Raw genomic sequence first — 14087 nt, forward strand, 5'->3', positions numbered from 1 at the left:
CCTTCAGTTGAGCGGGCCGCCGGCCACGTACATGACCTGGCCCGAGACGAATCCGGCGTCGTCGCCCGTGAAGAAGGCGATCGCGTTGGCGACGTCCTCGGGCCGGCCGACGCGCTGGACGGGGATCTGGGTGGCCGCGGCGGCCTGGAAGTCCTCGAAACCCATGCCCACGCGCGCGGCGGTCTGCGCGGTCATCTCGGTGACGATGAAGCCGGGCGCCACGGCGTTGGCCGTGATGCCGAACTTCCCCAGCTCCTTGGCGAGGGTCTTGGTGAAGCCCTGGAGGCCGGCCTTGACGGCCGCGTAGTTGGCCTGGCCCCGGTTGCCGAGCGCCGAGGACGAGGAGAGGCTGACGATCCGGCCGAAGCCGGCGTCGACCATGTGCTTCTGGCACGCCTTGGCCATCAGGAAGGCGCCCTTGAGGTGCACGTTCATGACCGTGTCCCAGTCGGACTCGCTCATCTTGAAGAGCAGGTTGTCGCGCAGCACGCCCGCGTTGTTGACGAGGATCGTCGGCGCGCCCAGCTCGGTGGCCACGCGCGCGACGGCGGCCTCCACCTGGGCGGCGTCGGACACGTCGCACCCGACCGCCACGGCCCGGCCGCCGGCCGCGGTGATCTTCTCGACGGTGTCCTTGCAGGCCGCCTCGTCGAGGTCGAGTACGGCGACGGCGCGGCCCTCGGCGGCGAGCCGGATCGCGGTGGCGGCGCCAATGCCGCGCGCGCCGCCCGTGACGACGGCGACGCGCTGCTCGGTGGTGGACATGCTGGTTCTCCTCGCCCTTGGATCCCGGTGGAGCGGTCCGGCCGGCACGCCATGCCGGTGAGCGACCGCTTAGTACCTTCAGCAGACGAGACGCTAGAGACCCTGGCACCCGGTGTCAACGGCACACCGGGTGCGGCCGGTCACTCAGCGGACCAGCAGGTCGAGCAGGCGCTCCGCCTCCCGCAGCGGATCGGCGGTGAGCCCGGTGTGCACCGGCCCGGGCTGGACGACCGTGGAGCGCGGCGCGATCAGCCACCGGAAGCGCCGGCCCGCGTCGTCGCGCGCCGCCTGTCCGGCGGGCTCACCGCCCGCGCACACGCCCTCGACGGCGCGCAGGGCGGCCCGTACGCCGGTCACGTCGGCCGCAGGGTCCAGCGCCCGCAGCTTGGCCTCGTCGAGGTGCGTACGGGCGCACACGAAGGACCGGGCCCGGCAGTAGACCACCACGCCCGCGTTGAAGCACTCGCCGCGCTCGACGCGCGGCACGACGCGCAGCAGCGCGTACTCGAAGACGTCCCGGTCGGTCACTGGCCACTGTCCTTCGTACGGTCCTTCCCGGCGCTCTCCCGGGTCGGGTGCGGCCAGGGCGCCAGGTGATCGGTGAGCCATCCGGGGGCCTGCGACGGCCGCTGCTCGGTCCGCTCGCCCAGGGTCACGCGCGCGTGGATCGTCGCGGCGCGGGACAGCAGGGCCTCCACATAGGCGCGGCGCAGCGCGTCGGGCGTGTCGAAGCCGGGCTCGTCGACCAGCCACTCGTCGGGCACGTCGGCGGCCACCTCGGTCAGCAGCTCCTCGGTGACCAGCGGGGCCAGCTCGGCCGCCGCGGCCTCGACGTCGGGGCCGAAGGAGGCGAGGACGTGGTCGGAGGCGTCGTACGGCTTGGCGGCGGAGGCACGGGCGCCGGGCCAGTTGTGGTGCCAGATCATGGTGGCGCCGTGGTCGATCAGCCAGGGCTGGCCGTGCCAGACCAGCATGTTGGGGTTGCGCCAGGAGCGGTCGACGTTGTTGATCAGCGCGTCGAACCAGACCACCCGGCCCGCCTCGCGCGGGTCCATCGCGTAGGCGAGCGGGTCGAAGCCGATCGAGCCGGGGAGGTAGTCCATGCCGAGGTTCAGCCCGCCGCTCGCCTTGAGCAGCTCCTGGACCTCCTGGTCGGGCTCCCCGAGGCCGATGACGGGGTCGAGCTGGATGGCGGCCAGCTCCGGCACACGCAGCCCGAGCCGGCGCCCCAGCTGCCCGCAGACGACCTCGGCGACGAGGGTCTTGCGGCCCTGGCCCGCGCCGGTGAACTTCATGACGTACGTACCGAGATCGTCGGCCTCGACGATCCCGGGAAGCGAGCCGCCCTCACGCAAGGGCGTGACATAGCGGGTCGCGACGACCTCTTTCAACACTTTTCCAGGCCACCCATCTCTACGGACTGCGTTCCCGGAATCATCGGTCATCGACGGTCATCGCCGCTCGGGAGAATCCGGGAGGGTTCCGGCCGGCGCGCCGCCGCACCCCTTGCCGCCTGCCTCCTCCGGTACGAAGGGAGCATAGTGACCGCGAGTGATACCAGCGAGGAGTACCCGAGCCACCGGCCGGCGCGACAACGGACTCTCCGGCCCCTCGGCGCCTCCGCACCAGGGGATGACGCCGACCACCTCTGCATCCCGCTCAGGCGGTACGTCGGCAACGTGAGTCTCCTCCGCCGGGGGGACACGGTCTGCCGTGACGGGCGACGCCTGGTTGCCATGCTCACGGCCAGCATGGAGCCATGACGACAGCCTCCGCTCCCCTCCCTGTCGGCACCACCGTCCCAGCGCCCCTCTGGGCACGCCGCGCCGCTCACGCCATCGCCTTGTGCGCCGTCCCGTCCGGTCTGTGGCGCATCGCCATGGCATCCGGTGTGTACGTGGGTTACAGCGACCAAGTCCTGCGCGACATCTACGGCATCCCGGGGTGGGGCATCGCGTACGTCGTCGGCCTGTCCGTCATCGCTGAGCTGGCCGCCCTGCTCCCGCTGCTCCTCGTCACCGACCGATGGCGGCCACTGCGCCCCCGCACCCTCGCCTCGCTGGCCTGGACCGCCTCGGCCGCCCTGGTCCTGGTGGCACTGTGGCAACTCGTGGTCGCCCTCACCGTCGAGAGCCAGACCTACCTGGCAAGCGGTGCGGCACAGATCGTCTGGGGCCTCGTCTTCGCCCCGTTGGCCGCCATCCCGGTCCTGATGACGGCGGTGACGTGGTCCTATGGGAAGCGGCACCGGGCGGCGTGGCCCCGTGGAGCGGGAGCTGCCCCGGGGCAGCCCGCAGAACGCTGACTCCCTCGCCCAGGCGGGGGGGGTGACCCCGCCGCTGCTCTCTGGAGGATGAACCCATGCCCCGATCGAGTACGAAGCACATGGCCGCGGCCTTCACCGCCTGCCTCGGTGCCGTCGCCTACACCGTCAGCAAGGTGCACCTGGCAAGAGAGGGAGAGCTGGGCATGCCGGGTTACCCCGCACCAGCTGACGCCTACTCCGGCGTCGCCGACGTCGAGACAGCCCAACTGGGGAACGCGGCTCTCGGTCTGCTCATGGCCGTCGTCGCGCTGCTCCTCGTGCGTCTGCCGCGGACCCCGCTGCTCCGATGGCCGGTGCTCGTCGTCTCCTGGGCGGGCATCGCCATGGTGGGGGCAGGCGTCCTCGGCTTCGGCGCCCGCGCCGCGGGGCTGGCACCGAGCCTGGGCGCCACCCCTCCCCATGTGCCCACCGCGCTCGCGGCGTTGCTCGTCGGCACCGTATGGGCGACGGCCTGGACCGCCGCCACCGTCTCCGCCACGCGCAACAGCCGCAGGGACAGGGCCCGTTCCCTCAGCCCCAACCAGACCTGACGGATCCGGTGACCGTCTCGGCCCTGGGTCGTCGGCATGGGCATGGTGCGGGTGGATTGCACGCATGCGGAGTGGGGCCCGGCCGAGCCGCATCTGCCGAAGTCCGGGAAGCGCAGCGGCCGCTGGTGAGGTTCTCGCAGCCCGGAGGCGGTGTCGCGTGCTGTGGAAGCCGCACAGGAACGCGTGCAACCACCACCTCGCGCCGGCATGGCCCGCAAGATCCGCCGGACAGACCCTGGGCCGGGCGCCCGCTGTCGGCAGCGGCCGTACGTTCATGAGTGCGAGCGCCCTAGGCTGTGCGGGTGGACCCCTCCGACGCCGCGCCCAAGACGCGTTTTCTGTAACTGCACGACTATGGCATGGGCGGGACCTGGTGGTGGGTCCATGCCCGGTCCGAGCAGGAGGTCCTGGAGACTTTCGCCGGCGTGGAGGTCGTGCACACCGAGGCCACGCGCGCGGAGGCCGAGACATGGGGCCTGGACGAGGCCGACGTCGACGGAACGGCCACACCCCCCGGCTTGGCGGAGGCCCGAGCCGAACGGGACGCCCAGCGCGGCAAGCCGGGCTTCGGCGCCCTGGCCGGCCGGGAGCCGCTGTATCTGAGCCGACGTTGGGACGAGGACGACGACCCTGTGGTCTACCTGGTGGAGGTCGGCCCCGACGGTCGTCGGCTCCGCATGGTGGAGCTGACCGAGGACGGGACGGCGTACCTGAGCACCCCGGAGGACTGGCCCTTCAACCCCCCGTGGGTGGACCGCTACGACCCCGCGTGGGTGCCGTTCGTGATCGGCCAGGAGGAGTTCGAGGCCCAGTGGTCCCGCGCCGTTCACGATACGAGCCGCTGGGACTAGAACGCGCCGGAGCCCGGCCGACCCACCGGCGCAGCCGTACCTGTCAAGATCCGTCCCATGGAGAACCCCGCCAGTCCCACCAGTACCGCCACCGCCCTCCACGCACCTGATCTGCCCCGCCAGTTGGCCCGTACCCGACGTTTCTCGCTGGGTGTCCCGGGCTCCTTCACGGTCTCCCCCGACGGTGCGCGGGTGCTGTTCGTCCGGTCCGTCTCGGGCAGCGACCCGTGCGGGCTGCTGTGGGCATACGAGAACGGCCGCGAACGGCTGCTGCTGGACCCGCGCGAGCTGGGCGGTGACGGCGAGGAGGGCGTCCCCGATGCGGAGCGGATACGGCGGGAGCGGGCCGGTACGACGACGACCGGGGTGACCGGGTACGCGACCGACCGGCACGCGCGCGTGGCGGTGTGCGCGTACGGCGGCGCGCTGTGGGCGGTACGCACCGGGGGCGGCGCCCCGTGGCGGGTGCCCACGGCGGGCCCGGCCGTCGACCCCCGGCCCTCGCCGGACGGGACGCTGGTCGCGTACGTCACCGGGGGCGCCGTCCGGGTGGCGCCCGTCGCGGGCGGGCAGGACCTCTTGCTGGCCGCGCCCGAGGGGCCGGAGATCACCTACGGGCTGCCGGACCATGTGTCGGCCGAGTCCATCGGGCGCTCGCGCGGCCACTGGTGGTCGCCGGACGGGGACGCCCTGCTGGTGACGCGGACGGGCCACGCGCGCGTGGCCCGCTGGTACCTCTCCGACCCGGCCGACCCCTCCCGGCCGCCGCGCACGATCCGCTACCCGGCCGCCGGAACGGCCAACCCGGAGGTGTCGCTGCACGTGCTGCGCCTGGACGGGACGCGGACGCCCGTCCGTACGCCGGCACGTGCCGACACCGGCACGCACCCGTCCGGGGCGTGGACGGACCCGCGCTTCGAGTACGTCACCGCCGCCGGGTGGGACGCGCACGGCCCCTTCGCCGAGGTGCAGACCCGCGACCAGCGCACCGCCGTCCTGCTGGCCGTCGACCCGGTGACGGGCGACACCCGCCCGCTGCTCCGGCGCCACGACCCGGCCTGGGTGGAGCTCACCCCGGGCACCCCCACCCGTACCGCCTCCGGAGAGGTCGTCACCACCGGCGTACGGGACGACGTGCGCGTCCTGCGGGTCGGCGCCGTGGCGAGCCCGCCGGGGCTGGAGGTGCGCGCCGTCCTCGGCACGGAGGGCGAGCGGGTGCTGTTCACCGCGAGCGAGGACTCGGCCGAGACGCATGCGTGGGTGTACGAGCCGGACGGCGGCTTCCGGCGCGTGAGCGCGCGACCGGGCGTCCACACGGCCTCGGCCGGCGGGGACACGGTGGTCCTCGACAGCCGGACGCCGGAGGGGCGGAGCGTCACCGTGCTGCGGGACGGGCGGCCCGCCGGGAGCATCGGGGTGCTGGCCGAGACGCCCGTCGTCACGGCTCGCCCCCGCGAACTGGAGCTGGGCGCCCGGCGGTTGCGCGGCCACCTCCACCTGCCGTCGTGGCACGCACCGGGCTCGGGCCGGCTGCCCGTGCTGCTGAGCCCGTACGCCGGTTACGGGCTCCAGCTGGCCGTACGGGCGAGCGGCTGGCCCGGGACGGTGGCCCAGTGGTTCGCCGAGCAGGGCTTCGCGGTGCTGGTCGCCGACGGGCGCGGAACGCCGGGGCGCGGCCGGGCGTGGGAGACGGCGATCCGCGGCGACCGGCTGACCGCGCCCCTCCAGGACCAGGTGGACGCCCTGCACGCGGCCGCCGCCGTCCACCCGGAGCTGGACCTGACACGGGTGGGCGTCCGGGGCTGGTCGTACGGCGGTTACCTCGCTATCGGGGCCGTACTGCACCGGCCCGATGTGTTCCACGCCGCCGTCGCGGGCGCCGCGCCCACCGACCGCCGGCTCTACGACACGCACTGGGAGGAACGCTTCCTCGGCCACCCGGATGTGAGCCCGGAGGACTACGAACGCTCCTCCCATGTGCCCTCGGCACACCTGCTGTCCCGGCCCCTGCTCCTGGTGCACGGGCTCGCCGACGACAACGTGGTGCCCGCCCACACCCTGCGATTCTCGGCGGCGCTGCTGGCGGCGGGGCGGCCGCACAGTGTGCTGCCGCTGCCGGGAGCCTCCCACCGAGTGACGCGGGAGGACGTGGCGAGCAGCCTGCCGGTGGCCGAGGTGGCGTTCCTGAAGCAGGCCCTGGCACGCCGGTGACGGGGCCGCGCCTGTGCCGGGGCGCCGACGGCGGCGGAAGAGTCGAGGTCAGTGCTTCTTCTGGGCGTACGCGGTCACCCAGTCCAGGTCGCGGTGGCCGGGTCCGTACCGCTCACGTTCGTTGACGACGCGCACGTCGACGCCGGTGAACTCGGCCGACCGGAGCATCACGTCTACGCGCTCGGCGGTCTGGTAGCGGAAGAAGCGGGCGGTGTCGGCGCTGAACGACTCGACGATCTCCTCCTCGCCCTCCCCCTCCTTGAAACTGACGAACAGGGCCCCACCGGGCCGCAGTACCCGATGGAACTCGGCCAGCGCGGTCCTCACGTCCTCGTCCTTGAGGTGCAGCAGGGTGGCCTGGCTCCACACTCCGGCGAAGGCGCCGTCGGGCAGGTCCAGGGCACAGACGTCCATGCGGCGGAAGTCCAGGGCCGGGTGCAGCGACCGCGCCCGGGCGAGGAAGGGCTCGCTCAGGTCCACACCGGTGACCCGCACCCCGCGCGCCGCGAGCAGGGCGGTGTCCCGCCCGAAGGCGCAGCCGGCGTCGAGGACCGGACCCGCCGAATCGCGCAACAGGCTGGTGAACAGGTCGAGTTCGGCGTCCGGAACCATGCCCTTGGTCGCCGTCTCGTACCGGCCGGTGCTCCGCTCATAGGCGGCGAGGGTGCGGGAGAGATAGTCCACGGTGTGAACCTACGCGTGATCTACGCGCGAATCTACGCGTGAACCTACGCGTGAATCTACGCGGGGCTGAACGCCCCGTGCCACCGCCTCGTACTCCCCCCTGACGCGAACGACCGTGGAAGGGACACCGTGATGACCGGACCGCACACGACCGGACCGCAGGGGCTCGGCAAGGGGGTGGCGCGCCGCACCGTCGTCGCGGCGGGCGGGGCGGGGCTCGCCGCCGTCCTGACCGCGTGCGGCGGCTCGGCCGACTCGGCCGGACCGGCCGATCCGGGTGCCGGAGCCGCTTCGCCCGGTTCCGGTGGTGACGCACCATCAGGTACGGCCGGAGGCGGCGGGGGCAAGGCGCTGGCGAAGACGACCGACATCCCCGAGGGCGGCGGCATGGTGGTCGGGGACGTGGTGGTGACCCAGCCGACGGCGGGCGAGTTCAAGGCGTTCTCGTCGAAGTGCACGCACGCGGGCTGCGCGGTCAAGGACGTGGCCGACGGGGTCATCAACTGCCCCTGTCACGGCAGCAAGTTCGACGCGACCGACGGCAGTGTGAAGGCCGGCCCGGCGACCACGGCCCTGGCTGCCGCGTCCATCACGGTGGAGGGCGACATGATCCGGCTCGCGTGACGCGACCCACCGGCCGTACGGCCGCCACCGACCGGCGTTGCGCGGCCCAGGCCCCCTGGCGGCCAGCCACCCTGCGGCACGGCCTCGGCGGTCAGGGCCCTCCCCCAGCCCCGGCCACGGCGACCGCAGCCACCCCGTTTCAGCCCCCGGCCTCGGCAGGCACCGCCACCCCTGCTCAGCCCCGGCCACGGCGGCCACGGCCACTCCGCTCAGCCCCGGCCACGGCAGGCACCGCCACCCCTGCGGCCCCGGCACCCCCGGCCACGGTCACCCGTGGTCTCCGGAACCGACGGCCGCCCGCTTGCGGCCCCATGTGCCCCACCTCTGGCCCCCCTTCGGGCCCCGCTTTCCGCCCCAATCCCGGCCCGGCAGCAGGAGCGGTGTGGCGAGGAGCAGCATCCCCGCGGCGGCGATGGCGGTGCGGGGGCCGGTGAGGACGGCCAGCAGACCCCACGCGGCGGTCAGGACCGCGATGCCCGCGCTGGTGCCGACCGACCAGGCCGTCAGCGTCCGGGCGACCCGGCCGGGATCCGTGTGGGTCAGCCGGTGGGTGGCGAGCACCGGGTTGAACAATCCGCAGCAGGTCACCAGGCCGAACTGGACGACGAGGACCAGCGCCATCCCCGCCGGTCCGGGCTGGACGAACGCCAGGGGAAGCGACCAGCACGCGCGCAGGGTCCCGGCGACCCGTAGCACCCGGTCCTGCCCGAAGCGCGCCACCAGCCGGCGCGCGAGACGTGAGCCGATGAGGCCGCCCACGCAGGGGAGCGCGAAGACGAGACCGTACTGCCAGGGAGCGAAGCCGAGGTCGCGGAGCAGGAGCAGCGCCATCAGCGGTTCGGAGGCCATGATCAGGCCGTTGACCGCGACCGCGTTGAGGAACAGCGGACGCAGCGTGGGGTCGCCGAGGATGTGCCGCCACCCCTCGAACAGCTCGCCCGCCCTCATCCGGCGCCCGGCGGCGGCCCGTTTCCCGGGGAGCAGTTCCGTGCCGCCGACGGCGCGTATGCCCAGCGCCGAGAGCAGGTGGCTGACGGCGTTCGCGGCCACGGTCACCACGGGCCCGAACAGCCCGATGACCGCCCCGCCGAGCGGCGGTCCGGCCATCGTGGCGGTCCCCGTCGTGGCTTCGAACCGGCTGTTGGCCACGAGCAGGTCCTCCGGCGGCAGCAGCCCCTTGAGGAACGCGCCGCTCGCCGCCCTGAAGGCGATGTCGGCCGCGGCCACGACGATGGACACGACCAAGAGCTGGGTGAAGCCGAGCAGCCCGAGCGCATACGCGGCGGGGACGCTCAGCAGCGCCGCACAGCGGACCAGGTCCATCGCCACCATGACCGGCCGCTTGCGGCGGAACTCCACCCAGGGGCCGAGCGGCACCGCCACCACGGCGCCCACCGCACGCCCCGCCGCGGCCAGCGCGGCCACCTGCGCCGGCCCGGAGTCCAGCACCAGGACGGCGATCAGCGGGAAGGCGCCGAACTGGAGCGATGTGCCGTACGCGCTGATGGCGTAGGCCGCCCACAACCGCCCGAACCGCCGCCCCAGGCGCCGGCCTCCCCTCCCCGTGGCCGGCCGCGCCTCGTCGCGCCCGGCCCCGCCCGTCTCCCGCACGCCCTGCTCCCCCACTCGCCCATCACCGCCACCCGACCACCGGCGCCAACCAAGGCACCCAACCCGCGACACCCGGCCGCTAGCCCCAACCCACCAGTCCACCAGCACCATCCCCCGGGCACCCGACCACCGGCACCGACCCGAGGCACCGCCCGCCCCCGCCCGCCACCACGATCGCCCGCCCCGCCCGCGCACCCGTCCTCGGCATGCTCAGCTCGTCACCGTACGGCCCACCTCCCGCAGCGCGTCCACCGCCGCCCTGATCGAGGGGCGCCGGTCCGCGTCGGTCCGCCACACCGCGTAGATGTGGCGCCGCATCTGGTGCCGTACGGGCACGAGAGCGACACCGTCGGGCACGGCGCCGCGGCCCAGCCGGGGCGTGACGCACACGCCGAGCCCCGCCCGGATGAGGGCGAGCTGGGTGTGGTGCTCGCCCGCGAGGTGCGCGATCCGGGGCTCGACGCCGTGGGAGCGCAGCGTGAACATCAGCCACTCGTAGCAGAACTCGCCCTCCGGCCAGGACACCCAGTCCTCGTCCGCCAGCTCCTCCAGGTCCAGCTCCGCGCGCCCGGCGAGCGGGTGCCCGGCGGGCAGCGCCACGTCCGCGGCGTCGTCCAGCAGCTCGGCCCTGGCGAGCCCGGCGGGCACAGGCAGCCGTCGGTTGCTCCAGTCCAGCACCACCGCGAGGTCCATGTCACCGCGCATCACCTGGCGCACGCCGTGCTCGGGCTCCAGCTCGCTGGTGCGGACCACCAGGTCCGGGTGGTCCCGGCGCAGCGTGGATATCGCCTCGGGGAACAGTCCTCGGGCCGCCGTCGGGAAGCCCGCCATCCGGACCTCCCCCACCACCTGTCCGCGCTGGGCCTCGATGTCCGCCTGCGCCAGCTCCACCTGCGACAGGATGCGCGCCGCGTGGTCGGCCAGCAGCAGGCCGGCGTCCGTCAGCCGCACCCCCCGGCCGTTCTTCGCCACGAGCTGCTGCCCGACCTCCCGCTCCAGCTTGGAGAGCTGCTGCGAGACCGCCGAGGTGGTGACATGCAGCCCGTCGGCCGCGCCGCTGACCGAACCGTGGCGGGCGAGGGCGTCGAGCGTGCGGAGGCGCTCCAGATTCAACATGTAAGCAATGCTAAGCGAAGGGTCTGACAAAATCTCGCTTGTCCTACGACGTCATGAGGACCATCGTGGTCGTCATGGGCACCGCCACCGCATCCTCCCGCCGTTCATCCCCTCCGTCCTCCCCTTCCTCCCCCGCCTCGGCCGCACCGGCCGCACCGCCCGCGCCCCGCCGCGCGCTCGACTGGCGCATCCGCTTCGGCCTGCTCTCCCTGGTCTGGGGGTTCAGCTTCCTGCTCATCAAGGTGGGCACGCACGCGTACGCCCCGTTTCAGGTGACCTTCGGCCGCCTGCTGTTCGGCACGGCGGTCCTGGCCGTCGCCATGACGGTGAAGCGCGCGGGCCTCCCGCGCGGCGCCCGGACATGGGGTCACCTGGCGGTGGCGGGCTTCTTCCTCAACGCCCTGCCCTTCTCCCTCTTCGCGTACGCCGAGCTGACCATCCCTTCGACCCTGGCCGGCATCTGCAACGCCACCTCGCCGCTGTGGGGCATGGCCCTCTCCCTGGTGGCCCTGTCGGAGGACCGCCCCACGCGCCGCAGGGTGGCGGGTCTGGGGATCGGCTTCCTCGGTGTCCTGACCGTGCTCGGGGCCTGGCAGGGGTTCTCGGGTCTCGACATGACGGGTACGGCGATGGCGCTGCTGGCGTCTCTCAGCTACCCGATCGGCTGGATCTACGTACGCCGCACCCTGGCCGGGCGCCCCGAGTCGCACCTCTCCCTGACCGGGGCCCAGCTCTTCCTGGCGACCCTGCAACTGGCGGTCGTCACACCGCTGTTCACCACGTGGCCGACCGCCTTCCCGGTGGTGCCGCTGCTCGCCGTGGTCGCGCTCGGCGCGCTCGGCACCGGCCTGGCGGTACTGCTCCAGTACGGGATCGTCGCCGAGGTCGGCCCGACGACCGGCCAGATGGTCACCTACTTCATCCCGGTCATCGCCACCGCCGCCGGCGTCACGCTGCTGGGCGAGGCACTGACCTGGAACACCCCGGTGGGCGCGCTGATCGTCCTGGCCGGAGCGGCCCTCACCCAGAGCCGCCGCCCTCGGCCCGACTCACCCCTGGCCAAGACCCGCCGCCCCGGACCGCTCACCCGCCGCCGCGCACCACGCCCCCGTCAGCCGTAACTCACCGCGCCCGCCGACCGTGACCAGCCGTAACCCCCCGCGCCGCCAGCCGCAGCCAGCCGAACCCGGACAACCGCGCCCGCCCGCCACACTCGCCGCCAACCCCGCACGCCCCGCCCGCGTCAGCCACAACCATCGCCCGTCAGCCGTAACCCCCCGCTCCCGCCGGGCCACCCGGCTCCGCGACTGTCGCGGCGATCGCCGCCAGTTCGTCGGGGGCCAGGCCCGAAACGGTGATCCGTACGCCCGGTCCGGTGGCCGTCCGGAACCGGGCTCCGGGCGCCACCGCCCACCCGGCGTGCAGCAGCCGGGCCACCGTCGCGGTCTCGTCCGCGACCGGGACCCAGACGTTCATCCCGCTGCGCCCGTGCGCCCGGACACCCCGCCGGGCCAGGGCTCCCACCAGCGCGTCACGCCGTTCCGCGTACGCCGCTGCGACCGCGCGGGGATCCACCGCGCCGCTCTCCCACAGGTGCACCACGGCGCGCTGGAGGAGCCCGCTCACCCAGCCGGGCCCGAGGCGCTGACGGCCGAGCACCCGGTCCACGGTGACGGTGTCCCCGGTCAGGGCGGCGACGCGCAGGTCGGGCCCGTACGCCTTGGCCACCGACCGCACCAGCGCCCAGCGGCGGGTCGGCCCGCAGAGCGTGTGCAGCGGCAGGTCCACGAACCCGTGCCCATGGTCGTCCTCGATCATCAGGACGTCCGGGTACGCGGCCAACACCCGCCGCAGCTCGTCCGCCCGGGCGGCGCCGACCGCCGCTCCGGTCGGGTTCTGGGCGCGGCCGGTCACGACCAGGGCGCGGGCCCCGCCGTCCCGAAGCGCGCGGGCGACCGCGTCGGGGAGCGGCCCGTCGTCGTCGACGGCGACCGGCACGGCCCGCAGCCCCAGCGCGGGGACGAGGTCGAGGACGGCCGCCCAGCCGGGGTCCTCCACGGCCACCGCGTCGCCCGGCCGGAGGTGGGCGGAGAGGACGCGCTCGATGGCGTCCAGCGCGCCGGAGGTGACGGCGACCGGCCCGTCCGGCACCCCGTCGGCGTCCAGCGCGGCGCGGGCGAGGCGCGCGAAGTCCTGGTCCACGGGCGCCTGCCCGTACAGCACGGGCGCCGCGGCGGCACGGTGGGCCGCCGCGGCGAGCGCCTCGCCGAGCGGCGGCAGCAGCGCCGGATCGGGGTTGCCCTTCCCCACGTCCCGTACGCCCTCCGGCGCCTCGACCCGGATCGCCTCACGCGCGGTGGTGGCGGGGCGCGGGCGCACCCGGCTGCCCCGGCGGCCCGCCGTCTCGATCACCCCCCGCTCACGCAGGGTCCGGTAGGCGGCGGCGACCGTGTTGGGGTTGACCCCCAGTTCGACGGCCAACTCCCGCATGGGTGGGAGCAGTTGGCCCGGTTCGAGGTCGCCGGAACCGACTCCCCGCTCGATGCTGGCGGCAATGTCCGATGCACGCCGCCCGACGATCCGATAGTCTCCTAGCACAAAACACATTATGCACTAGTGCAATGTAGATCGCCACCGCCACCACCACCATGGAGACCGCCATGAGCGAGCAGCTCGCACCGACGACCTCCCCGCCGGCGCCCCCGGCCTCGTACGAGCCCACCGACCGCACGGTGCCCACCCGCTCCCGGGAGCGGGCCTCGTACGACCGTGAGCTGGTGCACGCGATACTCGACGAGGGGTACGTGTGCCATCTGGGCTTCGTCCGCGACGGCGCGCCCGTCGTCCTGCCCACCCTCTACGGCCGGGTCGGCGAGCGGCTCTACGTCCACGGCTCGACCGGCTCGCGCCCGCTGCGCGCGGCGGGCCAGGCCGACCCGGGGCTGGCCGTCTGCCTGACCGTCACCCATGTCGACGGGCTGGTCCTCGCCCGGTCCGCCTTCCACCACTCGATCAACTACCGCTCGGTGGTGGTGCACGGCACCGCCCTCCAGGTGACCGACCCGGAGGAGAAGCGTCTCGCGCTGGACGCCCTGGTCGACCACGTCGTCCCGGGCCGCTCGGCCGATTCGCGCCCCGCCGACGCCAAGGAACTGGCCGCGACCGCCGTACTCCGCCTGGACCTGCGCGAGGTGTCCGCCAAGCTCCGCACCGGCGGCCCCAACGACGAGCCGAGGGACCTGGCACTGCCCCACTGGGCGGGCGTCCTGCCCGTGCACACGGCCCACGGCACCCCGGTCCCGTCCGCCGACCAGGACCCGGCCGTGCCCGTACCGGACTACCTCACCGCGCTCTGAAGCCGCCGGCCGC

At 74.1% G+C, this 14087-nt stretch carries 14 protein-coding genes; 7 read left to right on the plus strand and 7 right to left on the minus strand.

Annotation, left to right across the window (positions count from 1 at the left end; translation table 11 throughout):
* Nucleotides 1-3: 3 nt before the first annotated feature.
* The 3 genes from fabG to ACF08D_RS20015 form a co-directional block, all read right to left on the minus strand.
* Nucleotides 4-765 carry a 3-oxoacyl-ACP reductase FabG gene (gene fabG / locus ACF08D_RS20005; protein ID WP_392224046.1) on the minus strand — a complete coding sequence of 254 codons (762 nt, stop codon included), beginning with the start codon at nucleotides 763-765 and terminating at the stop codon, nucleotides 4-6.
* Nucleotides 766-909: 144 nt separating this feature from the next.
* Nucleotides 910-1293 carry a DUF3037 domain-containing protein gene (locus tag ACF08D_RS20010; RefSeq protein ID WP_392224047.1) on the minus strand — a complete coding sequence of 128 codons (384 nt, stop codon included), beginning with the start codon at nucleotides 1291-1293 and terminating at the stop codon, nucleotides 910-912.
* Nucleotides 1290-2159 (minus strand): HipA family kinase, encoded by an 870-nt coding sequence (locus ACF08D_RS20015; protein WP_392224048.1) that lies wholly within the window; start codon nucleotides 2157-2159, stop codon nucleotides 1290-1292. Before ACF08D_RS20015 ends, ACF08D_RS20010 begins: the two co-directional genes overlap by 4 nt.
* Before the next feature lie 365 nt (nucleotides 2160-2524).
* On the opposite strand from ACF08D_RS20015, the gene ACF08D_RS20020 reads away from it, so the two are divergent.
* The 4 genes from ACF08D_RS20020 to ACF08D_RS20035 all read left to right on the plus strand — a co-directional run bounded on the left by ACF08D_RS20020 (nucleotide 2525) and on the right by ACF08D_RS20035 (nucleotide 6683).
* Complete coding sequence (locus tag ACF08D_RS20020) at nucleotides 2525-3070, plus strand: hypothetical protein (protein ID WP_392224049.1); 546 nt, start codon at nucleotides 2525-2527, stop codon at nucleotides 3068-3070.
* Between the two features lie 56 nt (nucleotides 3071-3126).
* A complete protein-coding gene (locus ACF08D_RS20025; RefSeq protein WP_392224050.1) occupies nucleotides 3127-3621 on the plus strand; it encodes a hypothetical protein in 495 nt (164 codons plus the stop codon).
* 359 nt (nucleotides 3622-3980) lie between these two features.
* Nucleotides 3981-4472, plus strand: a complete 492-nt coding sequence (locus tag ACF08D_RS20030) for a hypothetical protein (protein ID WP_392224051.1) — start codon at nucleotides 3981-3983, stop codon at nucleotides 4470-4472.
* A gap of 57 nt (nucleotides 4473-4529) precedes the next feature.
* The gene (locus tag ACF08D_RS20035) at nucleotides 4530-6683 is read left to right on the plus strand and encodes a prolyl oligopeptidase family serine peptidase (RefSeq protein WP_392224052.1); all 2154 of its coding nucleotides are present in this window, start codon (nucleotides 4530-4532) and stop codon (nucleotides 6681-6683) included.
* Between the two features lie 48 nt (nucleotides 6684-6731).
* Here the strand turns inward: ACF08D_RS20035 and ACF08D_RS20040 are convergent, their stop codons facing one another.
* Nucleotides 6732-7367, minus strand: coding sequence for a class I SAM-dependent methyltransferase (locus tag ACF08D_RS20040; protein ID WP_392224053.1), 636 nt, complete (start codon nucleotides 7365-7367; stop codon nucleotides 6732-6734).
* Nucleotides 7368-7499: 132 nt separating this feature from the next.
* On the opposite strand from ACF08D_RS20040, the gene ACF08D_RS20045 reads away from it, so the two are divergent.
* Nucleotides 7500-7991, plus strand: a complete 492-nt coding sequence (locus ACF08D_RS20045) for a Rieske (2Fe-2S) protein (protein WP_392224054.1) — start codon at nucleotides 7500-7502, stop codon at nucleotides 7989-7991.
* Between the two features lie 267 nt (nucleotides 7992-8258).
* On the opposite strand, the gene ACF08D_RS20050 is transcribed toward ACF08D_RS20045, so the two are convergent.
* A complete protein-coding gene (locus tag ACF08D_RS20050; RefSeq protein WP_392224055.1) occupies nucleotides 8259-9602 on the minus strand; it encodes an MFS transporter in 1344 nt (447 codons plus the stop codon).
* A gap of 210 nt (nucleotides 9603-9812) precedes the next feature.
* Nucleotides 9813-10718 carry a LysR family transcriptional regulator gene (locus ACF08D_RS20055; RefSeq protein WP_392224056.1) on the minus strand — a complete coding sequence of 302 codons (906 nt, stop codon included), beginning with the start codon at nucleotides 10716-10718 and terminating at the stop codon, nucleotides 9813-9815.
* Between the two features lie 74 nt (nucleotides 10719-10792).
* On the opposite strand from ACF08D_RS20055, the gene ACF08D_RS20060 reads away from it, so the two are divergent.
* Nucleotides 10793-11839 carry a DMT family transporter gene (locus ACF08D_RS20060; protein WP_392224109.1) on the plus strand — a complete coding sequence of 349 codons (1047 nt, stop codon included), beginning with the start codon at nucleotides 10793-10795 and terminating at the stop codon, nucleotides 11837-11839.
* A gap of 142 nt (nucleotides 11840-11981) precedes the next feature.
* On the opposite strand, the gene ACF08D_RS20065 is transcribed toward ACF08D_RS20060, so the two are convergent.
* Nucleotides 11982-13316 carry an aminotransferase class I/II-fold pyridoxal phosphate-dependent enzyme gene (locus tag ACF08D_RS20065; RefSeq protein WP_392224057.1) on the minus strand — a complete coding sequence of 445 codons (1335 nt, stop codon included), beginning with the start codon at nucleotides 13314-13316 and terminating at the stop codon, nucleotides 11982-11984.
* Between the two features lie 62 nt (nucleotides 13317-13378).
* Between ACF08D_RS20065 and ACF08D_RS20070 the strand changes: the two genes are divergently transcribed.
* On the plus strand, nucleotides 13379-14074 hold the full coding sequence (locus tag ACF08D_RS20070; RefSeq protein WP_392224058.1) for a pyridoxamine 5'-phosphate oxidase family protein: 696 nt from the start codon (nucleotides 13379-13381) through the stop codon (nucleotides 14072-14074).
* Nucleotides 14075-14087 lie beyond the last annotated feature (13 nt).

It is taken from the genome of Streptomyces sp. NPDC015131, from assembly GCF_043079975.1.
Classification (GTDB): domain Bacteria; phylum Actinomycetota; class Actinomycetes; order Streptomycetales; family Streptomycetaceae; genus Streptomyces.